General features: G+C 64.3%; 23 protein-coding genes. 10 read left to right on the top strand and 13 right to left on the bottom strand.

Features of this window, described 5'->3' with window-relative positions; genetic code table 11:
• The first annotated feature begins 90 nt into the window (after window positions 1-90).
• Window positions 91-1,863: an aminodeoxychorismate synthase component I gene (pabB, locus tag EC86_RS0111700; RefSeq protein WP_029525812.1), complete on the top strand. Its 1,773-nt coding sequence runs from the start codon at window positions 91-93 to the stop codon at window positions 1,861-1,863.
• A gap of 110 nt (window positions 1,864-1,973) precedes the next feature.
• Here pabB and EC86_RS0111695 read toward each other — a convergent pair whose 3' ends face one another.
• A complete protein-coding gene (locus EC86_RS0111695; protein WP_029525811.1) occupies window positions 1,974-2,672 on the bottom strand; it encodes an aspartate/glutamate racemase family protein in 699 nt (232 codons plus the stop codon).
• A 373-nt stretch (window positions 2,673-3,045) separates the two neighbouring features.
• Between EC86_RS0111695 and EC86_RS0111690 the strand changes: the two genes are divergently transcribed.
• Window positions 3,046-3,297, top strand: a complete 252-nt coding sequence (locus tag EC86_RS0111690) for an antitoxin (RefSeq protein ID WP_029525810.1) — start codon at window positions 3,046-3,048, stop codon at window positions 3,295-3,297.
• On the top strand, window positions 3,294-3,695 hold the full coding sequence (locus EC86_RS0111685) for a type II toxin-antitoxin system VapC family toxin (RefSeq protein WP_232229869.1): 402 nt from the start codon (window positions 3,294-3,296) through the stop codon (window positions 3,693-3,695). Before EC86_RS0111690 ends, EC86_RS0111685 begins: the two co-directional genes overlap by 4 nt.
• 141 nt (window positions 3,696-3,836) lie before the next feature.
• Here the strand turns inward: EC86_RS0111685 and EC86_RS0111680 are convergent, their stop codons facing one another.
• From EC86_RS0111680 to EC86_RS0111630, 10 genes are all read right to left on the bottom strand, one after another.
• The gene (locus EC86_RS0111680; RefSeq protein ID WP_029525808.1) at window positions 3,837-4,874 is read right to left on the bottom strand and encodes an NAD-dependent epimerase/dehydratase family protein; all 1,038 of its coding nucleotides are present in this window, start codon (window positions 4,872-4,874) and stop codon (window positions 3,837-3,839) included.
• On the bottom strand, window positions 4,875-6,200 hold the full coding sequence (locus tag EC86_RS0111675; RefSeq protein ID WP_029525807.1) for an NAD(P)H-dependent oxidoreductase: 1,326 nt from the start codon (window positions 6,198-6,200) through the stop codon (window positions 4,875-4,877).
• Window positions 6,197-6,742, bottom strand: coding sequence for a dTDP-4-dehydrorhamnose 3,5-epimerase (gene rfbC, locus EC86_RS0111670; RefSeq protein ID WP_029525806.1), 546 nt, complete (start codon window positions 6,740-6,742; stop codon window positions 6,197-6,199). The genes EC86_RS0111675 and rfbC overlap by 4 nt, the downstream gene beginning before the upstream one ends.
• Window positions 6,743-6,790: 48 nt before the next feature.
• Window positions 6,791-7,564 carry a glucose-1-phosphate cytidylyltransferase gene (rfbF, locus tag EC86_RS0111665; protein WP_029525805.1) on the bottom strand — a complete coding sequence of 258 codons (774 nt, stop codon included), beginning with the start codon at window positions 7,562-7,564 and terminating at the stop codon, window positions 6,791-6,793.
• 51 nt (window positions 7,565-7,615) lie between these two features.
• Complete coding sequence (locus EC86_RS0111660) at window positions 7,616-8,701, bottom strand: hypothetical protein (RefSeq protein WP_156955304.1); 1,086 nt, start codon at window positions 8,699-8,701, stop codon at window positions 7,616-7,618.
• 432 nt (window positions 8,702-9,133) lie between these two features.
• Complete coding sequence (locus EC86_RS0111655) at window positions 9,134-9,781, bottom strand: tRNA-uridine aminocarboxypropyltransferase (RefSeq protein WP_036772143.1); 648 nt, start codon at window positions 9,779-9,781, stop codon at window positions 9,134-9,136.
• A gap of 334 nt (window positions 9,782-10,115) precedes the next feature.
• A complete protein-coding gene (gene fahA / locus EC86_RS0111645; protein ID WP_029525802.1) occupies window positions 10,116-11,444 on the bottom strand; it encodes a fumarylacetoacetase in 1,329 nt (442 codons plus the stop codon).
• A gap of 5 nt (window positions 11,445-11,449) precedes the next feature.
• The gene (locus EC86_RS0111640) at window positions 11,450-11,989 is read right to left on the bottom strand and encodes a VOC family protein (RefSeq protein WP_029525801.1); all 540 of its coding nucleotides are present in this window, start codon (window positions 11,987-11,989) and stop codon (window positions 11,450-11,452) included.
• Between the two features lie 50 nt (window positions 11,990-12,039).
• On the bottom strand, window positions 12,040-12,234 hold the full coding sequence (locus EC86_RS0111635; protein WP_029525800.1) for a hypothetical protein: 195 nt from the start codon (window positions 12,232-12,234) through the stop codon (window positions 12,040-12,042).
• Window positions 12,235-12,247: 13 nt separating this feature from the next.
• Window positions 12,248-13,939, bottom strand: a complete 1,692-nt coding sequence (locus tag EC86_RS0111630) for an FAD-dependent monooxygenase (RefSeq protein ID WP_029525799.1) — start codon at window positions 13,937-13,939, stop codon at window positions 12,248-12,250.
• Between the two features lie 230 nt (window positions 13,940-14,169).
• Between EC86_RS0111630 and EC86_RS0111625 the strand changes: the two genes are divergently transcribed.
• On the top strand, window positions 14,170-14,646 hold the full coding sequence (locus EC86_RS0111625; protein ID WP_029525798.1) for a MarR family winged helix-turn-helix transcriptional regulator: 477 nt from the start codon (window positions 14,170-14,172) through the stop codon (window positions 14,644-14,646).
• Between the two features lie 172 nt (window positions 14,647-14,818).
• Window positions 14,819-15,790 carry a Bug family tripartite tricarboxylate transporter substrate binding protein gene (locus EC86_RS0111620; protein WP_029525797.1) on the top strand — a complete coding sequence of 324 codons (972 nt, stop codon included), beginning with the start codon at window positions 14,819-14,821 and terminating at the stop codon, window positions 15,788-15,790.
• A 158-nt stretch (window positions 15,791-15,948) separates the two neighbouring features.
• Here EC86_RS0111620 and EC86_RS0111615 read toward each other — a convergent pair whose 3' ends face one another.
• Both EC86_RS0111615 and EC86_RS0111610 read right to left on the bottom strand, forming a co-directional pair.
• Window positions 15,949-16,590, bottom strand: coding sequence for a DUF1109 domain-containing protein (locus EC86_RS0111615; protein WP_029525796.1), 642 nt, complete (start codon window positions 16,588-16,590; stop codon window positions 15,949-15,951).
• Entirely contained in the window at window positions 16,587-17,162 is a 576-nt protein-coding gene (locus tag EC86_RS0111610) for a sigma-70 family RNA polymerase sigma factor (protein WP_029525795.1), read from the bottom strand. The genes EC86_RS0111615 and EC86_RS0111610 overlap by 4 nt, the downstream gene beginning before the upstream one ends.
• Before the next feature lie 188 nt (window positions 17,163-17,350).
• Between EC86_RS0111610 and EC86_RS0111605 the strand changes: the two genes are divergently transcribed.
• From EC86_RS0111605 to EC86_RS26115, 5 genes are all read left to right on the top strand, one after another.
• Window positions 17,351-17,635 carry a BufA1 family periplasmic bufferin-type metallophore gene (locus EC86_RS0111605; RefSeq protein ID WP_029525794.1) on the top strand — a complete coding sequence of 95 codons (285 nt, stop codon included), beginning with the start codon at window positions 17,351-17,353 and terminating at the stop codon, window positions 17,633-17,635.
• 20 nt (window positions 17,636-17,655) lie between these two features.
• Window positions 17,656-18,510 (top strand): MNIO family bufferin maturase, encoded by an 855-nt coding sequence (gene bufB / locus EC86_RS0111600; protein ID WP_029525793.1) that lies wholly within the window; start codon window positions 17,656-17,658, stop codon window positions 18,508-18,510.
• A complete protein-coding gene (locus tag EC86_RS0111595; protein WP_029525792.1) occupies window positions 18,507-19,310 on the top strand; it encodes an HvfC/BufC family peptide modification chaperone in 804 nt (267 codons plus the stop codon). The genes bufB and EC86_RS0111595 overlap by 4 nt, the downstream gene beginning before the upstream one ends.
• Complete coding sequence (locus EC86_RS0111590) at window positions 19,307-19,792, top strand: DoxX family protein (protein WP_029525791.1); 486 nt, start codon at window positions 19,307-19,309, stop codon at window positions 19,790-19,792. The genes EC86_RS0111595 and EC86_RS0111590 overlap by 4 nt, the downstream gene beginning before the upstream one ends.
• 244 nt (window positions 19,793-20,036) lie before the next feature.
• On the top strand, window positions 20,037-20,429 hold a 393-nt coding region (locus EC86_RS26115), incomplete at its 3' end, for a helix-turn-helix domain-containing protein (protein WP_198026783.1).

The following is a 20,429-nucleotide window of genomic DNA, read 5'->3' as shown; positions in this document are numbered from 1 at the left end:
GCAGGGGTGAGGGGCCAGCGGTGCTTGCAACTTGAAAAACTCCTTTTTTGATAGCTGCTTATGACCGCCTGACGTGCGGAAAAGGCTGATTTGACTAATATTTCCGCACGCATCGACTTTTCCGATCCGCAGGACAGCGCCGCGCCGCGCCTGCGCCATGCCTTCGGCATGCCGCGCGCCGTACTGGTGGCGCATGAACCGCACGAAGTGCGCGCCGTGCTCGATGCCGTTCAGGCCGCTGCGGAGCAGGGACGCTGGTGCGTCGGCTATGTGCGCTATGAAGCCGCCCCGGCTTTTGACGCCGCGCTGGCCGTGCATCCCGCCGACGGCCCGCTGGCCTGGTTTGCCGTGCATGACGCGCCCTTTCCCTTGCCCTGGCCTGAAGACGACAGCGCCGCAGCCGCCCGCGTCGAATGGCTTGACACTTGCCCGCGCCCGGCGTTTGACGCGGCTATGGCGCACATCCAGCAAGCCATTGCCGCCGGCGAGCTGTACCAGGTGAACCTGACCGCGCCGCTGTTGGGCGAGTGGCTTGGCGAGCCCGAGGCGGGTGCGGCGCCAGCCCTGTTCGCCGCCCTGCAGCGCGCCCAGCCGGGCGGCTACGCGGCCTTCATCGACACCGGCGATGAACAGCTGCTGTCGGTGTCGCCCGAACTGTTTTTCGACTGGCGGGACGGCAGCATCCTGGCCCGGCCCATGAAGGGCACGGCCGCGCGCGGCGCCACGCCGCAAGACGACACCGCGCAGGCAGACGCCCTGCGCGCCTCACCCAAGGAGCGCGCCGAAAACGTCATGATCGTGGACTTGCTGCGCAACGACATCTCGCGCATCGCCGAGCCCTTCAGCGTGCGGGTGCCGCGTCTGTTCCACACCGAGGCGCTGCCCAGCGTGTGGCAGATGACTTCAGACGTGCAGGCCAGAACCCGCGCCGGTACCACGCTGGCCGACGTGTTCGGCGCGCTGTTTCCATGCGGCTCGGTCACCGGCGCGCCCAAGGTGCGCGCCATGCAGATGATCCGCACGCTCGAAGCCGGGCCGCGCAGCGTGTACTGCGGCGCCATCGGCGTGGTGCGGCCGGGCCAGTCGGGGCAGGGCATCCACGCCACTTTCAATGTGCCTATCCGCACTGTCACCGTGCAAGGCGGCGCATTGCGCTGCGGCATTGGCAGCGGCATCACCTCGGGCGCCGAACCGGATGCCGAATGGCAGGAATGGCGCAACAAACGACAATTTCTGGAGCGGGCCAGCATGCCTTTCGACCTGCTGGAAACCCTGGCGCTGGAGGGCGGCCGGCTGCGCCATGCCGACGAGCACCTGCAGCGACTGGCCGGCGCCGCCGCGCATTTCGGCTACGCGTGGAATGTGGACCAAGTCGAAAACAGCCTGCACCAACTGGCGCAAGCGCATACGCAAGGCCTGTGGCGCGTGCGCCTGCTGCTCAATGCGCAGGGTCGGCCACGCGCTGAAGCCTTCGCCATGGACGCATCACCTGATCAGGTTCGCCTGCAAATGGCCGACCGTCCCTTGCTGGAAGCTCACGGCGAGTTCGTGCGCTTCAAGACCACGCACCGCGCGCATTACGACGCCTTCACGCCCATCGCGCCCGGCGTGTTCGACACCGTGCTCTGGAATGCGGAAGGCGAAATCACCGAATGCACGCGCGGCAACGTGGCGATGCAACTCGATGGCCGCTGGGTCACGCCGCCGCTGGCCTGCGGGCTGCTGCCCGGCATCGGTCGGGCGCTGGCGCTACGCGAGGGCAGGCTGGTCGAGGCAGTGGTTCGGGTGGACGATGTGCCGCGCGTTCGGGGCTGGGCGTTTTTGAACAGCCTGCGCGGGTGGATTGAGGCGGAGATGGTGTGAGCCCGGAGGAAGACAGTTCAGCAGGGTGCTCATTTTGAGGCCTGACGGCGTCATAAATTCCAGCCAGGAACGCGGCATTGAGCCGGTAGATCAATGCGCGCTGCGAAGCGTCAACTGTCAGACAGCGCCCATTGCGCTGCCTTGCGGGCGTGAATGCTCGTGGTGTCAAACAACGGAATCCTGGAGTCCTGCTGGCTGACGAGGAGCGATATTTCTGTACAACCCAGGATGATGGCTTGCGCACCTCGGGTCGCAAGCTCGGCGATCACTCTTTGATACACCGCGAGCGACTCCGGAATGATTTTTCCCAGACACAGCTCGTCGTAAATGATCCTGTGAACGTGTTCACGATCTTGTGGCATCGGTATCAGCACTTGCAGTCCATGCCGCTGTTGCAGTCGCTCGCGGTAAAAATCTTGTTCCATGGTAAACCGCGTGCCAATCAAACCCACGGTTTCAAATCCAGCTTGCCTGATAGCGTCGGCTGTTGGATCAGCGATGTGAAACAACGGAATTTGAACAGCAGCCTCAATGGCAGGCGCTACCTTGTGCATGGTGTTGGTGCAAAGAACCAAAAAGTCTGCGCCCGCTGATTGAAGTGAACGCGCTGCAGTGGAAAGTAATTCTCCTGCGGCCACCCAGTCTCCTGCATGCTGAAGACGTTCTACCTCATGGAAATCAACGCTGTAAAGGACCAGCTTGGCGGAGTGAAGGCCGCCCAGGTGCTCCTTAACCGATTCGTTGATCTGACGGTAATAAGTCACAGTCGATTCCCAACTCATGCCGCCGATAAGGCCGATCGTCTTCAAGAGCGCTCCTGGATGATTGATGTTGCAAAGAATAACCGACGACCCGGTTTTGCAGGCGTCTGTGTTACCTGCAGCCGCTTGCGCTCCACCGCTTGGCGCAGCACTCCATTCATCTGGGTTTTCCAGTGCCGTCCTGTTGCACGCTTAGCCGCCTCCCTACAAACTCGTTAAACGCCATCATCAAAGGCGCAAACCGCTCAACGCTGCCTTTGTAGCTGAATCAGCGCGGCGCAGCCCTTTTCCAGCGTGATGGATTCAGGCACTTTAAGCAGACAAATTTCTGGCTGATCCTATTCGTATGGAACACCAGTTGACAGTCATACATGTTGATGCATACCATGAGATGTACCGTCAACTAAAAGGAAACCCCTGAATGCACCAAACCGCCAAAATATTCGCCACCGGCCGTAGCCAGGCGGTGCGCTTGCCGCTGGAGTTCCGCTTTGATGTTTCCGAAGTCTTCATCCGCCGCGACCCCGCCACGGGCGATGTGGTGCTTTCGCGCAAGCCGGCCGATTGGCAAGGCTTGCTCGACGTGGTGGCTCAAAACAAGGACGATGACCTGCTGATCGAACGCCGCCAGGCCCATGCGCGGCGCGATCCGTTTGAAGGCTGGCAGGAGTGAGTCAACGCTACATGCTCGATACCAACGTGGTCAGCCACATCATGCAGGGGCGCGATGCCCAGTTGCTGGCGCGCTTGACGCAACTGTCCGTGGGGCAGGTCGTGATGTCGAGCGTGACCTTGGCGGAACTGGAATACGGCTTGCACCGCAAAGGGCAGCCCGTACGCCTGAAAAATGCCCTGGCCCAGGTGTTGCTGCGCATGGACGTGCTGCCATGGGATGAGCGGGTGGCCACTTGCTACGGCGAGTTTTGCAGCACGCTCGAAGCCCAAGGCATCAATCTGAGCGACTTTGACATGATGATCGCGGCCCATGCGGTCGCGGTCGATGCCACCCTGGTAAGTCGTGACAAGGCATTTGGCCAGGTGGGTGATCGCTTGAGGCTGGAGGTCTGGTAGCTTTCACCGGGATTGCGCGGCGCGCTTGGCCAGGTCGGCAGGGTGCAATATTTTCTTCCGACTCAAGTGCCACCAGCCTGTTCAAACTATTGAACAGGCTGGTTACCCACTATCAGGCGCTGGCCAGAAAAGTATCTGCTTTCAATAGTTCCAGAAAAAGCGGTCGTCGATCTGTCCCGTCGCGCTCAGGTACTTGAGCTGCTTGAGCCGGGTGAAGGGCCGCGCACTGAAGGTGGCTGCGTCGATTCCGATGCGTTCGTACACGTCGTGGAGTTGCTGCGCGCCCTTGCGTGCGTCCCAGGCGCAGTGAAAGCCGTGCAGCTTTTCATGGATCTTGGCAAAGCTGACGCGGTAGCTGCGGTTGTCGGCGCTGGAGTCGCCAAAACTCAGTTCGCAGCCCGGATAGACGTTGGCCACGATCTGCGCGATTTCGCGCACCTGGTAGTTGTCTTCGTCATGGCCGACGTTGAAGATCTCGTTGTGGATCGCATCCTGCGGCGCTTCCAGGGCGCTGGCCACGGCCTGGCAGATGTCGAGCACATGCACCAGCGGCCGCCACGGCGTGCCGTCGCTGGTCATGGCGATCTTGCCGGTGGTCGCGGCAATACCGCACAGGTTGTTCAGCACGATGTCAAAACGCATGCGCGGCGAGGCGCCATAAGCCGTCGCGTTGCGCAGGAAGGTCGGCGAAAAGTCGCTGGATGCCAGCGCCATCACGTCGCGCTCGACCAGCGTCTTGCACTTGGCATAGGCGGTTTGCGGATTGGTCGGCGACAGCTCGGTCATCGGCTCGTCGCCGTTGGCCACGCCATAGACGCTGCATGACGAGGTGTAGACAAAACGTTTGGCGCCGGCCGCCTTGGCGAGTTCGGCCAGCCGCACCGACGCCTGGTGGTTGATCTGGAAGGTCAGTTCCGGAACGTTCTCGCCCAGCGGATCGTTCGACAGCTCGGCCAGATGCACGACCGCGTCAATGCCCTGAAGATCTTCAGCCTGGATGTTGCGGATGTCGCGGTTGATGGTGCGCGGGAAGCCGGGCACCAGCTTGCTGTCGCTGAACAGCCAGCCGTCGCGGTAGTAGCCGGTGTCCAGTCCGACGATTTCATGGCCGCGTGCTTGAAGGAAAGGGGCGAGCAGGCAGCCGATATAGCCTTCGACGCCAGTGACGAGCAGTTTCATTTAGTTGACTCCTGAAGTGGTTTTTGAATGTTCGGGAAAAAAGCGCGCCATCTGTTCGCGCCAGAGCTGGTCGCACAAACGGTTTTGCGGCAGTTCGACATCGTCGAAGGTCAGCAGCGCGTCCTTGGGTACGTCGCGCTTCAGGGTGCAGCCTTCGGCCAGGCCGATGGGCAGCAGGTTCTCGGCCCGGGCGATATCGGCGTTTTCAGCCAGGCCGTAGGTCATGTAGCCGCCCAGGCCATCGATGGAATCGCCCGCCTTCAGGTCGATCTTGGCGGTGGCCAGCACCTCGACGCAGGGCGCGCCCAGCGGGGCCAGCGCCGCGTCCTGGAACAGCACGGCGCGCGCGACGGTGTTGGGCACCTCGAAATGGCACAGGTGGTAGGGCGTGTAGAAGCAGTAGAGCGGTCCGTTGCCGAGCTTGTAGAGCGACAAATAATGCTTTTGCTGCGGATGGTCGTGCGTGCCCAGCACGAACACGCCTGGGCCCGGCATGGCGCCGACGACGTAGTCCACGATGCCCGGGCCTTCCAGCATCGCTTCGAGCGGGTAGCGCTCGCCGACCTCCTGGATCGGTGTGCCGTTAGGGACGGTGGGGCCGAACATGCCGCGTTGGCCGACGCGCATGCCGGTGCCGTTGGCGACGATGGCGTTCTCGAACGAAATCTTGGTGCCGTCGGCGAAGGACGTGACCATGGCCGGGTTCTGTCCCCACTGCCGGGCAAAGCCTTCCTGCGTGGTCGGGTTGCGGTAGGGGTCGTGCAGGCCCTTGATGTTGCCGCACATCACCGGCTTGACGCCGATGCCGCGGACAAAGCGGTACAGATTCATCATCACGCCCGGCTGGTCGCCGTCGGCGGTGGTCAGCACCACGCCGGCGCGGTCGGCGTAGGTTTTCAGGATCGGGCCGATGGTGCCATCGATTTCGGCATTCATCAGCACCACATGCTTGCGGTGGGCAATGGCTTCGAGCGTCACCCGGGCGGCATGCTCGATGGTGCCGGTGACTTCGATGATTGCGTCGATGCCGGCGGCGCGGCACAGCAGCATCGCGTCCTCGGTGATGGCCGGCACGCCGGACTCGATGGCCCGCTCCAGCTGCGTGACGGTTTCGACGACGCGAACGCCCGAGACATCGGCCTCGCGGTAGGCGCGCCGGGCGCCTTCGAGCGTGCGGTTGGCAATGGCGGCCACGCGCATGCCCGGCACCGACAGGGCGATTTGCAGCGCCACGCCGCGCGCCATGAAGCCGGCGCCGATCAATCCGACGCGGATCGGCCGTCCTTCGCGTGCCCGCTGCTGCAGGGCGGTGTCAATGATGATCATGCTGCGACTCCTTCGGCCACAAAGGCGGGCCAGTTGCGGTCCTTGTCCGACATGTCGATCACCGGCACCGGCCAGTTGATTCCGAATGCCGGGTCGTCATGGCGGGCGCCACGTTCAGACTGTGGTGTGTAGAAAGCCGACACCTGGTAGGTCACGGCCGCGTCGTCGCTCAAGGTGACAAAGCCATGGGCAAAGCCCTTGGGCACCAGCAGCATGCGGCCATTGGCTTCGCTCAGCTCCACGCCGATCCACTGGCAGAAGGTGGGCGACTCGGGGCGGATGTCGACAATCGCGTCCCAGATCGCGCCCTGCACGCAGCGCACCAGCTTGTCCTCGGCATGCGGCGCCATCTGGTAATGCATGCCGCGCAGGGTGCCCGCCCGGCGTGTCAGCGACATGTTGGTCTGCACCATGCGGGTCGGCAGGCCGTTGGCCTCGAACTCGCGCTCGCAGTAGGTGCGGCCAAAATAGCCGCGTGCGTCCTCGCGCCGCTCCATATCGACGATGGTCGCTCCAGGCAGCGCAGTCTTGGTAAAAATCATGGGGTTACCTTGAAAAAACAGATGTGAAAAAAATTCAGGCGCCTGCGCTCACCAGGTTTTCCAGGGCGCCTTGTCCGAAGCCCAGAGCGATTCCAGCGTCTGCTTGTCGCGCAGCGTGTCCATCGGCTGCCAGAAGCCTTCGTGGCGAAAGGCGGCCATCTGGTGGTTGGCGGCCAGGTGCTCCATGGGGCCGCGCTCCCAGATGGTGTCGTCGCCTTCAATCATCTCGACCACCGTGCGGTCGAGCACGAAAAAGCCGCCGTTGATCCAGGCGCCGTCGCCGCCCGGCTTTTCCTTAAAGCTCGGCACCAGCGCGTTGTCGGCATGCAGGTTGAAGGCGCCGAAGCGGCCGGGCGGCTGCACCGCCGTGACGGTGGCCAGCACGCCCTGCTCACGGTGGAAGGCGATCAGCCTGGTGATGTCCACGTCGCTGACGCCGTCGCCGTAGGTGCAGCAAAACGGCCCGTCCTCAAGATAGCGCGCCGCGCGCCTGATGCGCCCGCCGGTCATCGTGTCCAGCCCGGTATCGACCAGCGTGACCTTCCACGGCTCGGTCGAGGTGCGCAGCATGGTCGTGGTGCTGTCGCGCATGTCAAAGGTGATGTCCGCGCCGTCCATGGCGTAGTCGCGGAAAAACTGCTTGATCAGGTGGCCCTTGTAGCCGCAGCAGATCACGAAGTCGCTCACGCCGTGGGCCATATACATCTTCATGATGTGCCAGATGATCGGCCTGCCGCCAATCTCGACCATCGGTTTGGGGCGGACGGCGCTTTCCTCGCTGATGCGCGTTCCCAGTCCGCCGGCCAGAATCATTGCCTGCATGTTGATTTCCCTTTTATTGATGTTGTTCCATGCGCACGGAGTAGCTTTCTCCTACTGCGCAACCTTGCCCTGCCCAAAAAATCCGGCCAGATAATTGCCGTCTGCCGGCTGGCCTGCGTTAGCCAACGCCGTGGCGCCGGGCGCTAAAGCGTTGCTGTCCCGCGGCTTTCCGCTTGCCGTTCCAGGGCTCTGCGCAAGCGGGCCGCTGCCTGCCAGTTCGGCCAGCACCCGAATGCGAATCTGCGCCGCCGGATCATCGGGAAACTTGCGGGCAAAGAAGGCGGGAACGGTCTTGAGCTGCTCCATGTCCTCATCCTCGATCCTTCCGGGGTGCGCTTGGTCGAATCGCTGGATGAAATGGTTCATCGGGCCCTTGGCGGGCGCGACATGCATCAAGAGCGTCGGAATCAGGAACTCGTCGGCAATGCAAAGCTGGCTGAAATAGTCGCGCACGCCGGGGTGCATGAATTTTTCCAGCATGGCGGCCACGACGTGGCGACTGGCGCCGAACCAGGTCGAGCCGTAATAAGGCTTGAATTTCTCGTCGAAAATATGCTGCCCGATCGATGGCCGGCTGAGCGCCTTGAACGTACCCAGCGCAATCAGCGCCAGAATGCTTTTTTTGCCGCCGCTGTGCAGCCAGATGCCGGCCACGTCGCGCCGGCCGCTCGACGCGCCAAAATAGGCATCGCCCAGGCGCCGGACGACCCGGTGGCGCAACGATTTTTCAGGCGTCAGGGCCCTGAAGCCGACCGACATCAGCGCGTCCTGGTCGGCAAACAGGTCGATGCAGTCGAAATGGGCCTCCTCGCGCCCCGAGATGTGTGCCTCGAAAGCTTCCATGGGCTTGATCGGCAGGCAGCTCGGGCTGAGCAGTTGCAGGTAGTCAAACTCCAGGTTGGCCAGCGCGTATTTCATCGAATGGAAAATCCCGTCGACAAAGCCAAAGAACGCCCAGCCGGTGCGCTTGGGGTTCGGGACGAACCGGGCGTTTGGCGCGGTCAGCACAAAGTCCGGTGTCTGGGAAAAATCGTGATGCACCAGCACCGTGTGCGGCGCCAGGGAACGCGCCAACTGATCGACCGTTTCTGGCTTGCCCACCGCCGACATCACCAGGAAGACAATATTTGGTTTCATTTTTTCAGTGTTCATTGACGGCTCCCGAGAGGGCGCGGAGCGGTCCGGGTTGCTGCCAGGCAGGTCGTTGCCATATCCATTGCGTTCATCGTGTTGCCTGGAGTTGCGGGTCGGTGCATTACGTTTTTGGTCAATTCGTGAAGATTTGTTGATTGGCTTAAGTGTTTGCGATAACAGCAAAATTCGTCAATCTCATGAACGGACTAATAAACTCTCACAAATGGACTATTGACAAACGGAAAAATAACGTTTTTAAGCAAGAATTCCCACCTGCTGCCTGAATCCGCGACGGCAAAGCAATTTTCGGCTCGGGCGCTGCGCGGCCGGTTTTACGCTCTGGCTGCCAGACGCAGATCACCACGGGCTGGCTTGGTTTGCTATTGAAAAAATAGCAAACTACGCTTTACAGTAAAGCGCAAAAGCCTTATTTCTTCAATATTCTGGCGTACACCGGCCGCCGGTGCCGCGCAGGGTCCGGTAGCGCATCTGCCGGGCGACAAAGCCATCGAAGGCGGCGAGCAATGGCTGGAGTGGTTCAGCGCCGCCATGCAGCTGGGCCAGCGCGGCGCAGGTCGCCTCCAGGGTGGAAAGCTGGTCGGGACGGTGCGCCTTGCGGATCAGGTAGTGCGAAGCGCCCACCTCCTGCAACGCCAGGCGCGGCAGCTGCTGCAGCAGCGGGTTGGCGTACAGCATCTTGCGGCTCTTGCGCCAGGTGCCGTCCAGAACGACCAGCCGCAGCCGGGCGGGGTCGTCCAGCGCGCCCGGCGCAAGCTGTCGGGGCTTGATGCCCGGCGGCTGGTTTTGCGGCGTCTCCGGATACAGCAGGAGGTTGTGCTTCGCGCCGCCCGCCTCGGCCAGCAGGGCGGGCAGGTCGAACACTTCGCCCGTCACCAGCCGGCTGCCCGGCAGGCTCAGGTGCAGCAGGCGCGCGCTGCCCTTGGGGTTGCTCACTTCCAGCGGATGCTGCAGGATCAGCACCTCGACCGCATGCATGACCGGGGTAACCCATTGGCAGATGCAGGCGCTTTGCGGGCGCAGGCAGGCGGTGCAGGCCAGGCGTCTGGTGAGTGCGGGCGTCATGGGCAGGTTCTCCGTGGCGCAGGTATCTACTATCAAAAAGAGAGCTATTGGTGCAGGCTGGACGTGCGCTGGAACATGTTTTTGTTCATGAACAGGTTGGCTTGAAACATCTGGCGAGGTAAAGGGCGGTTTGCGGCGGCCGGCATTGGGATGCCGGCCGCATCCTACCGCAGTCTAGTGTCGCGTCAGGCGCAAACTGCCGGTTCTCGCTGGCCATCGCCGCGCATCGCCGCGTTGCAGCCCTTGCCAGGGCTTCAGCCCTGGCTGCGGTCTGCGCCTTGCGCTGCACGCCGCTGGCGACGCGATCTCCCGACACTTTGCGCCTGACGCGACACTAGGCGCGCACTGGCAGCACGGTTCCCAGGCATTGGCCAAAGCCGATGCGCGCGGCGCCGGCCTTTTCGCACCAGCCGCGAATCACGACGGCGTCGCCGTCTTGCAGGTAGGTGCGGTTTTCGCCATTGGGGAGCAGCAGCGGGTGCTTGCCGCCAGTGGTCAGCTCGATCAGCGCGCCCGCCTGGTCCAGCGTCGGGCCCGACAGCGTTCCGCTGCCCAGCAGGTCGCCGGGCTGCAGGTTGCAGCCGTTGACGGTGTGGTGCGTCACCATCTGCGCCACGGTCCAGTAGGCGTGGCGGTAGCTGGTGCGGCAGATGGTGGCGTCGCCCTGGCCGGCGTCCCGCATTTGGGGCGTGAGCAGGCCGACCTGCAACTCGATGTCAAGCGAGCCTTGCTGGCGGTTGGTTTCGGAGTCCAGGTAGGGCAGGGGCTGCGGGTCGCCTTCGGGCCGCGTGAACGGCACGCGGTACGGAGCCAAGGCCTCCAGCGTCACGATCCACGGCGAGATCGTGGTGGCGAAGTTTTTCGACAGGAACGGCCCCAGCGGCTGGTATTCCCAGGCCTGGATGTCGCGCGCCGACCAGTCGTTGAGCAGGCACAGGCCGAACACATGGTTTTCGGCCTGCGCCATCGGCACCGATTCGCCCAGCGCATTGCCGGAGCCCACGAAGATGCCGAGTTCGAGCTCGATGTCCAGCCGCTTGCTCGGGCCGAAGACCGGCTGCGTGGCGCCGGGCGGCAGCGTCTGGCCCATGGGGCGGTGAAAGCGCTGCCCCGAAACGCCGATGCTCGACGCCCGGCCGTGGTAGCCGATCGGCACCCATTTGTAGTTGGGCAGCAGCGGGTTGTCGGGGCGGAACTGCCGGCCGATGTTGGTGGCGTGGTGTACCGAGGTATAAAAATCGGTGTAGTCGCCGATGCGCGCCGGCACGCCGTATTCGGCCTCTGACTGCGGCACCAGGCAGGCGGCCAGCGCGGCCTGTTCAGCCGCGCCTTCGCGCAGGGCGCGCGACAGCGCCCGGCGCAAGGCGCGCCACGAGGGCGGGCCCAGCGCCATCAGGTCATTGAGCTTGTCGTGCGCGCCGGCATGCACCGCAGGCGCGGCTTCGCCGCTGAACACGTCGGTTGCCGCCGCCGCAGCCAGGTCCAGGATCTGGTCGCCAATGGCGACGCCGCCGCGAAAAGCCTCCAGCGTGCCCTTGCGGCGAAAGACCGCGAACGGCAGGTTCTGGATCGGAAAGTCATTGCCCGCCGCATTGGCGTAGGCGACCCAGCTGCGCAGCGCCGGCTCGTGCGTTTCGTTCAGGGTTTCGTTGATTAGCGTCATGGGCATCATTCTCCGGCGTAGCTGCCGTCATGCATCCAGCGCGCATGCTGGGGGGCTTTCTTGGTCACGGCCCACTCGTTGAGCATGTCCCACTTGGCCTCGTCGAGCATCCTGGCCATCTTCGGCGTGCCGGTGTTGGCGCACAGTTCCAGGCGGTGGCCGCTCGGGTCAAAGAAATAGATGGATTTGAAGATGGTGTGGTCCGTCGGCCCCAGCACCGAGATGCCGCCGGCTTCGAGCCTGGCCTTGGCGTCCATCAGCGCGTCGAGCGATTCGACCTGCAGCGCCAGATGCTGGGTCCATTCGGGGGTGTTGGGGTCGCGGCCCATGGGCGGCTGGGTCGGCAGCTCGAAAAAGGCCAGCACGTTGCCGTTGCCGGCATCAAGAAAGACATGCATGTACGGGTCGGGCGCCTTGGTCGAGGGCACCTCGTTCTCGGCAATCGCCAGAATGAATTTCATGTCCAGGTACTTGCCGTACCACTCGACGGTTTGCTTGGCGTCCTTGCAGCGGTAGGCGACGTGATGGATTTTCTGGATGTTCATGGGTGACCTCAAACGTTGGGTTGTCAGGCGGGGACAGGCTTGCACAGGCGTCACAGGTCGCGAAGCGCGGCCTGGACATGGGTTTCAAACAGCCGGGCATCGGCCAGTGCGTTGGCATTGAGCAATGCCAGTTTTACCAAAAACAGTTCGGCCTTGCCAGGGCCGGCCTGGTCAATGGCACTCGCCAGGGCGTCGTACACGGTTTCCAGGCCGGCAAGGGGCAGGGCATTTTTGTTGGCTGTCATGAAATTTTCCGGTTCACTGGGGCAGGGCGATGTTGAAGGCGGCTTGCAGGCGCGTGGCGTCCAGCGTCAGCCAGCGCGCGCAGACATGCTGGTCAGGCCGCAGCAGGTAGGCGGCGCCGCTGGCCTGCACGCCGTAGCGCTGGCGGAAGTGGCCGTCGGCGTCCGCCAGGGTCAGGTCGGCGCCGGCCACGGGCTGGGCGGCACCGACGGCCGTCAACCGGAGCGGCACGCCCCGGGCGCGGGTGGCCGCAATCACCTGCTGCAGAGGCTCGGGAATTGCCGCCGCCTGCGTGAAGTACAGCAGGTCAAAGCCGCCGCCCAGGTGGTCGAGCAAAAAGTCGTCAGGCGCCAGGCGAATGTTTTGCGGCGGCGCGCCGTGGGCCGGGCCGAAACGGAACAGCGCGTTGTCGTCGCCCGGGCTGTTGAGCATCGAGGCGCTGTACTCGTGCGGACGCGAGGTGCGCCAGTGGTAGAGCGGCCGCACGAATTCCTCGGTCAGCGACAGCGACAGCACGGCATCGCGCAGCAGGCGAAAACCCGGGCTGGGCGGTGCCATGAAGCGCGTGCTCTTGCCGGCCTCGTCGATGATCTCGCGCGCCGCGCCGACACGCTCGGTGCTGTGGTTGGCCAGCAGCTTTTCGCTGGCCAGCCCCTTGACCACGAAGGCCAGGTGCCAGGCCAGCGACTGCGCGTCCTGAAAAGCCGTGTTGGCGCCGCGCACGCCGAAGATCGGCAGCAGGTGCGCCGCGTCGCCGGTGAAGACCACGCGGCCTTGCACATAATCTAGCAGCGTCAGCGTACGCGCCGAATAGACCGAGTTCCAGTCCATTTCCCACGGCGCGCCGGCATGGCCGATCATGGCCAGCTGCGCGTCGATGCGCGCCTTGAGCGACTCGGGCCTGAGCGCTTCCTCGGGCGTCTCGCCGGGCAGCAGCTGGTAGTCCACGCGCCAGATGCCGTGCGGCTCGCGGTGCATCAGGATGGTGTTGCCGGGGTTCCATTCGGGGTCGAAAAAGGCCAGGCGCTCGGTCGGCAGCGGCAGATCGACCCGGATGTCTGCGATCACGAACAGGCCTTCATACGACGCGCCTTCCATCTGCAGCTTCATGGCGGCGCGGATTTCGGAGCGGCCTCCGTCGGCGGCCACCAGCCAGTCGGTTTCCAGCGTGTACGGGCCTTCGGGCGTGTCGATGGTCACGCGGGCCAGGCCGGGCGCCTGCTCGACCCCGACCACCTTGTTGCCCCAGCGCAGGTCGATCAGCGGGCTGGCCTGGCAGGCGTCAATTAGGTATTCCTCCAGGTACTGCTGCTGGATGTTGAGCATCGGAAAGAAGCGGTCGTCCGCGTCGTGCGGGGCTTCCATGCGGAACACGCGCTGGCCACGGTAGTAGGAGTTGCCGAAACGCCAGGGCAGGCCGTTTTCGCTCATGCGGCCGGCCACGCCGACTTGCTGCAGGATTTCCATCGAGCGGCGGGTGAACACGATGGCGCGGCTGCCTTGCGACACCTGCAGCTCGGGCGTCAGCACCACGCTGGGCACGCCCAGGCGCGCCAGTTCCAGCGCCGCCACCAGGCCCGCCGGGCCGGAGCCGGCGATCACCACCTGTTTGCGGTCCCGCGCCGCATGCGCCGAAGGCAGCCAGGGCTTGAACACCTGGTAGTTGTAGTAAATGGAAGGACGGGCTTCGGCGGTGGGTTGGTGCATGCTGGGGCTTCGATAGGCTGATCGCGTAAATTGGTTGCGTTCACAACTATTATTGAAGGTTTCAGGCAAAAATTCGTCAGTATTTACCCTGATCAAAATACAACCCCGCCTGGTGGTGGCGTGGTTTCAAACGGCTGCCAGACGGTTGCATGCGCTGGCGAAGCACGATGGCGATGGCCTCCTCACGTATAGTGATTCGGTAACAACTTTTTTGAACGCCTGGCGCTGTGATGTCCTCCCCCACTGATTCGGTCCCTCTCGAACGCACGATCACCCATCGGCTGCACACGCTGTCCAAACTCACCGACCGGGCCACCCAGACCGCTTACGTCGTCGATGCCGGCATACCCTTCAGCGAGGGGCGCTGCCTGGCGGCCATCGGCGCGTTCAGCCCGCTGTCGGTCAAGGACCTGGCCTACCGCGCCAACCTGGACAAGGGCCAGGCCAGCCGCGCCGCCCAGTCGCTGGTCGATCAGGGCCTGGTGCTCAAGCAGGCCAGTGCCACGGATGGGCGCGGCGTCGTGCTGACCCTGGCGCCAGCGGGCGAGGCGGTGTGCGAGCGCCTGATGCGCGTGATCGGGCGCCGCAACGACGAGATCGTTTCCTGCCTGAACGCCTCGGAGCGCGAGCAGCTGGACCATCTGCTCGACCGGCTGGTCGCCCACGCGCGGGTGGCGGTCGAGGGCGCCGCAGACGCTGAGGAATGAGGCCTGCGCGATGCGGCCATCGCCCGGCTGAAGGTCGTTCATGGGTGAGTAAATACCCTAGTTGCGCGCGCAACCATGTGTCTCTATGATCGGCCTGCTTTGTCTGCCCGGTGACGCATTTCCTTCGCTGAACCGGTGCGGATTTTCTTGATCCGACATCACTGGAGTTTCCATGCGCTACCCCCAAACCCTGCGTCGCTGCATGAGTGCCGCCCTGCTTGCCTTGCCGCTGGCGGCGGCTGCGGCCTATCCCGACAAGTCCATCGAATGGGTCGTTCCCTACCCGGCAGGCGGCGGCTCGGACGTGGTCGCCCGCATCCTGTCCTTGCCCATGAGCCAGACGCTGGGCCAGCCCATCGTCATCAACAACAAGCCCGGCGCCGCCACCAACATTGGCGCCGACTATGCCGCCAAGGCCAGGCCCGACGGCTATGTCATGCTGACCGGCGACACGGCCACTATGGCGGCCAACCCGGCGCTGTATTCCAGGCTCAGCTACAACGTCGAGAAAGACTTTGCGCCGGTCGGCCTGATGGCGCGCTTCCCGATGATCCTGGTGGTCCATCCCAGCGTGCCGGCGAAGAACCTGTCCGAGTTCCTGGCCTGGGCGAAAAAACAGCCCAATGGCGTGAACTACGCCACGCCGGGCGCCGGCAGCCCGCACCACCTGGCCACCGAATTGTTCCGCGAAATCAGCGGGCTCAAGATGGTGCATGTCGGCTACCGGGGCGCCGCACCGGCGGTGCAGGACGTGATCGGCGGCCAGGTGCCGATGATGTTCGTGGACACCGCCAGCGGCTACCAGCACATCCAGTCCGGCCGGCTGATTCCGATCGGCGTGGCCAGCCCGAAGCGAATCGCCACCTTCAACACCCTGCCCACGCTGGCCGAACAAGGCATGAAGGGTTTTGAAGCCTATGCCTGGCAAGGGCTGGTGGTGCCTGCCGCCACGCCGCCCGAAGCAGTGAACGCGCTGAGCAAGGCCTTGCTGGCGGCGCTGGACTCCACCGAAGTCAAGGCGCGCTTCCAGACGCTGGGCCTGGAAGCGATTCCCAGCACGCCGGCGCAGATGGCCGCCTATGCCAAGAGCGAGCGCGAGAAATGGGCCAAGGTGATTCGCGCCAGCAATATCCGCCTGGACTGAAGCGGCAGGCAGGATTTGCTATAAAAAGCAGAGCTGTAGATGCAAGTCAGGCAAGCGTAAAAAGCCTGTTTGGCTTGTAAAACAGCTTTGGCCCGACGGCCAGCGGCGCGACAGGCCCTCTCCATGGGATGCAAAGCCCATGGAGAGGTGCCAGCTGCCTACCAGCGCAGCACGCGCGGCCCCAGCAGCGCGCCGGCCAGCGTCGGAATCGCAATGCCCAGAACGTACCAGACCGCCAGAAAGGGCGCGGCCGATTCCGGGCAGTGCAGCGAATACACCAGCGCGCCCAGCGCTCCGGACAGCAGGCCGGCACTGGCCCCGGCCAGCGCCAGGCGTGTCGGCGCCAGGCCCTTGAGCGCCCACAGGGTGGACGCGAACAGCGGCAGCGAAAGCAGCGCGATGTTGAAGGGGCAGCTTTTCCAGGTCTCGCCCAGAATCAGCGCGGCGCGCTGTGCCGGCGCTGCATTCGCCAGCACCAGCGCCGCGATCAGCCACAGCAGCAGCACCGGCAGGGCCAGCGCGGCATTTACCCGTCCCAGCCGCATGCCGGGGCGGGCCAGCCGCTCGGCGGCGACCAGCCCGGCCAGCGCCAGCGCGGCCGCAAAGCCCGGCTTGAGCCAGAACATCAGCGTGCCGGCCTCTTCGGCCAGGCCAGGGCGTATGCCCAGGACCATGACCAGCAGCAGCATCGCGCCTGGCAGGCCCCAGCCCATGGCCAGCGCAAAGCGCCGGCCGACGGTGTTGGCCGGCACCGGCGCGACGCCTGCCGACAGCAGGCTGACAAGTTCATCGGTCTTCATGCAATTCCCCTGATTTTGGCGGCCAGCGCCTTCAGGCCCCGGTGTACGCCGATCTTGATGGCCGATTCCGACATGCCGGTTAGCTGCGCCGCCTCGACCACGGACAGGCCTTCGAGCTTGACGTGCACGATGGGCAGGCGCTGCCGGTCGGGCAGGCCGGCCAGCAGCGTGTCCAGGTCTTTTTTTGCCTCCCTGGCCTCGGTGTCGGACGCGGCGAACAGCTCCAGCTCGTCGTCCAGCGGAACGTTCAGCGACTCGCCAGATGCGCGGGCGCGCAGCAGGTCGATCAGCTTGTAGCGCGCCACCGCATGCACCCAGGCGGTCAGGGGCTGGTCGGCGCGGTAGGTGTGCCGCTGGTTGTGTACCGCGAGCAGGGTGTCTTGCACAAGGTCTTCCACTTCATCGGGTCGCTCGAAAAGCCGCTTCCTGAAATAGGCCCGCAGATGCGCGCTCAATGCTTTCAGGAACTGGTGGTAGGCCGCCGCATCGCCGTCCAGGCCCTGCAGAATCAGGCCGCGCAACCGGTTTTCGGTGTCGGTGAACCGGCGGTCTCTTTCTTGTATTCGGTCCATGAAGGCTTTGGGTTACAGCGTGGGTCAAAAAAATATTTTAAAAAATTATCTGCCGGCGTGTAACCGGCGGCCGGGTTGCGCCGAACTACTGGGCAGACTGTAGCGGAGTCCTTCCGCCAGGTCCGCAGGCCAGTGCCCTTTGCACTGCCTGCCTGTGCAACCCTTTGTTTTCAACTGGAGCCACTTTCATGATCACCCGTTCAATCGCACTGACCACACTCGCCCTTGCCGCACTCGCCTCTGGCGCCGCCATGGCCCAGGACAAGCCCATGGAGGGTAAGCCAGCCATGGAAAAATGCTTCGGCGTTGCCCTGGCCGGCAAGAACGACTGCGCCGCCGGACCCGGCACCACCTGCGCCGGCACGTCCAAGACCGACTACCAGGGCAATGCCTGGAAACAGGTGCCCGCTGGCACCTGCACCACCATCAAGACGCCCAAGGGCATGGGCTCGCTGAGCGCGATCAAGGCCTGAGCGCAGCCAGGAAGCACGCTATGAACCCCGTCCGTCTCACTGCCGGCCTGGGCCTCAAGCCCGCGCATTTCGACGAGGCCCTGGCCTGCCTTGATGCCGGGCTGTGGTTCGAGGTGCATCCGGAAAACTATGCCGTGGCCGGTGGCCCGAGGCTGGCCTGGCTTGACGCCATCCGGTCCCGGCATCCGTTGTCGCTGCACGGCGTGTCGCTCTCGCTGGCGGCCGATGCCCCACCCGATGCGGCACACCTGGCGCGGCTGGCCGCGCTGGCTGACCGCATCGAGCCGGTGCTGGTGTCCGAGCACCTGGCCTGGTCGGCCTGGCGCGGCAGCTACCTGCCCGACCTGCTGCCCTTTGCCCGAACGCAGGCGGCCTTGGGGCGCGTGGCCGGCAACATCGCCCGCACCCAGGATGCCCTTGGGCGGCGCATCGCCATCGAAAACCCGTCCCACTACCTGCGCCTGCAAGGCCATGCCTGGGACGAGATTGATTTTTTGCAGGAACTCACGCGCCGCACCGGCTGCGGCCTGCTGCTGGACGTGAACAATGTGCATGTCAGCGCCCGCAACCTCGGGTTTAGCGCCCAAGCCTATATCGACGCCTTTCCCGGCGACGCAGTGATGGAGATCCACCTGGCAGGCCACACGCCCGACCCCGTGCTGGGCCAGGCGCTGCTGGTGGATTCGCACGATGCGCCAGTTGCGCCCGAGGTCTGGGCGCTGTATGAAAGCCTGATCGCGCGCATCGGACCGCGCCCGACGCTGATCGAGCGCGACGACCAGCTGCCGCCTTTTGCCGAACTGCTGGCCGAACGCCGGCAGGCGCATGCGCTGCTGCAGGGCAGGCAACCCGAAATAGAGGCGCTGGCGTCATGAGCACCGAACTCTCCCGCTTCCAGGACGGTTTTGTCCAGGCGTTGTGGGCGCTGCCCGACGCCGTGCCCGGACATCTGCGCGACCTGGCGGACCAGCCCGGCTTCGCGGTGCACCGCAACACGGTCGTTAAGGGCTGCATCGATGCCCTGCAGGCCAACTATCCGGCGGTGTTGCGGCTGGTCGGCGAGGACTGGTTTCGCGCCGCAGCCGCCCTGCATGTGCGCGCCCGGCCGCCTGGCGATGCCCAACTGCTGATGTATGGCGCGGATTTTCCCGGCTTTTTGGCCGGTTTCGCGCCGGCTGCGGACTTGCCCTACCTGAGCGGCGTGGCCCGGCTCGACCGTTTCTGGACCGAGGCGCATGTGGCGGCCGATGCCCTGGTGCTTGAGCCCTCGGCGCTGGCCGGCCTGCCGCCCGAGCTTCTGGGCGATCTGGTGCTGCAGCCGCACCCCGCCGCGCGCTGGGCCTGGTTTGACGGCCAGCCGGTCTACACCCTGTGGCAGCGCAACCGGCATGGCGACCCGGAAGGCATGGACTGTGGCGATGCGCTGGACTGGACCGGCGAGGGCGCGCTGCTGACCCGGCCGGGTGGTGCTGTCGTCTGGACCGCGCTGGAGGCGGGCGGCTGCGCATTTCTCGATGCCTGTGCCGCCGGCCAGCCGCTTGCGCTGGCGGCTGATGAAGCGCTGGCCCGGCAGGCCGACTGCGACCTGGCGCGGCTGATGGCCGCGCTGCTGCAAGCCGGCGCTTTCTGCAGCGCGCGCACGTTTGTGACCCCGATCAACAAGGAGCTGACATGAACCCCGCTTTTTCCACGACAGCCAACGCTGCCAGCACAGAATCTTCCGGGCTGCGCGGCCTCTGGCACGGCCTGGCCGGCTGGCTCACTCGCCTGGTGCCGCATGACGCGCTGGCGCTGGTGAACCGGGTGGCCATTGCCGCCATCTTTTTCATGTCCGGCCGCACCAAGGTCGAGGGCTGGCTGACGGTCACCGACAGCGCCTATTCGCTGTTCCGGGACGAATACCGGCTGCCGCTGGTGCCGGTCGAGATCGCCGCGCATGCGGCCGCTTACGCCGAGCACCTGTTTCCCGTGCTGCTGGTGCTGGGCCTCTTTACCCGGCTGTCGGCCCTGGCGTTGCTGGGCATGACGCTGGTGATTCAGGTGTTTGTCTATCCCGATGCGTGGGCGACGCACCTGTCCTGGGCTGGGCTGCTGCTTTACCTGGTAGGGCGCGGTGCCGGAATACTGTCGCTGGACCGGTGGCTGCGGATTCGGTAGGCCGGCTCGTTTGCTATTGAAAAAGTAGCTGAAAGTGTAATGGGGTCGTGCGGAGGATCCACATTTGATTGATAAAAATAACTGTCAACATTTTCTGTTTTCAGTCTTGGGGCTTTGGGTGGTTTCTTCTGTGGATTGAGGGGTGAGCGCCTTCCCGGCGGGGGGTAACTTTCTTTTCTGGCAAAAAAGAAAGTCACGGCGGATTCAAATCGCAAGTGCAACACTACGAATCCGGAGGAGTTGCATGACAAGAACCTATCAACAATTGAATGCTGAAGAGCGCGGCGTGGTGATGGCCATGAAGCTGCAGTTCTGCAGCATGCGCTCGATTGCCAGTGCACTGGGCAGAGCGCCGAGCACGATCTCGCGCGAGCTGCGCCGCAATGAGTGGCAAAGCGAAGCCGGGCAATGCGTCATGGGTCGCCCCCGCATCGCTGGCGGCTATGACGCAAAGCGCGCCGGCAAGCGGGCCAGACGGGTGCGCCGCGAAGCCTGGCCGTCGCGCAAACTCCACCACACTGGTCTCCTGTGGGCCGAGGTCAGGGCGCTGCTGGAACTGAAGTGCTCGCCCGAGCAGATCGCTGCCAAACTCAGGCAGCGCCATCCCGGGCAACGTCAGTTGCAGGCCTGTCATGAA

The organism is Polaromonas glacialis (genome assembly GCF_000709345.1).
Taxonomy (GTDB): Bacteria; Pseudomonadota; Gammaproteobacteria; order Burkholderiales; family Burkholderiaceae_C; genus Polaromonas; species Polaromonas glacialis.
This window is presented reverse-complemented; position numbering and strand designations above follow the sequence as displayed.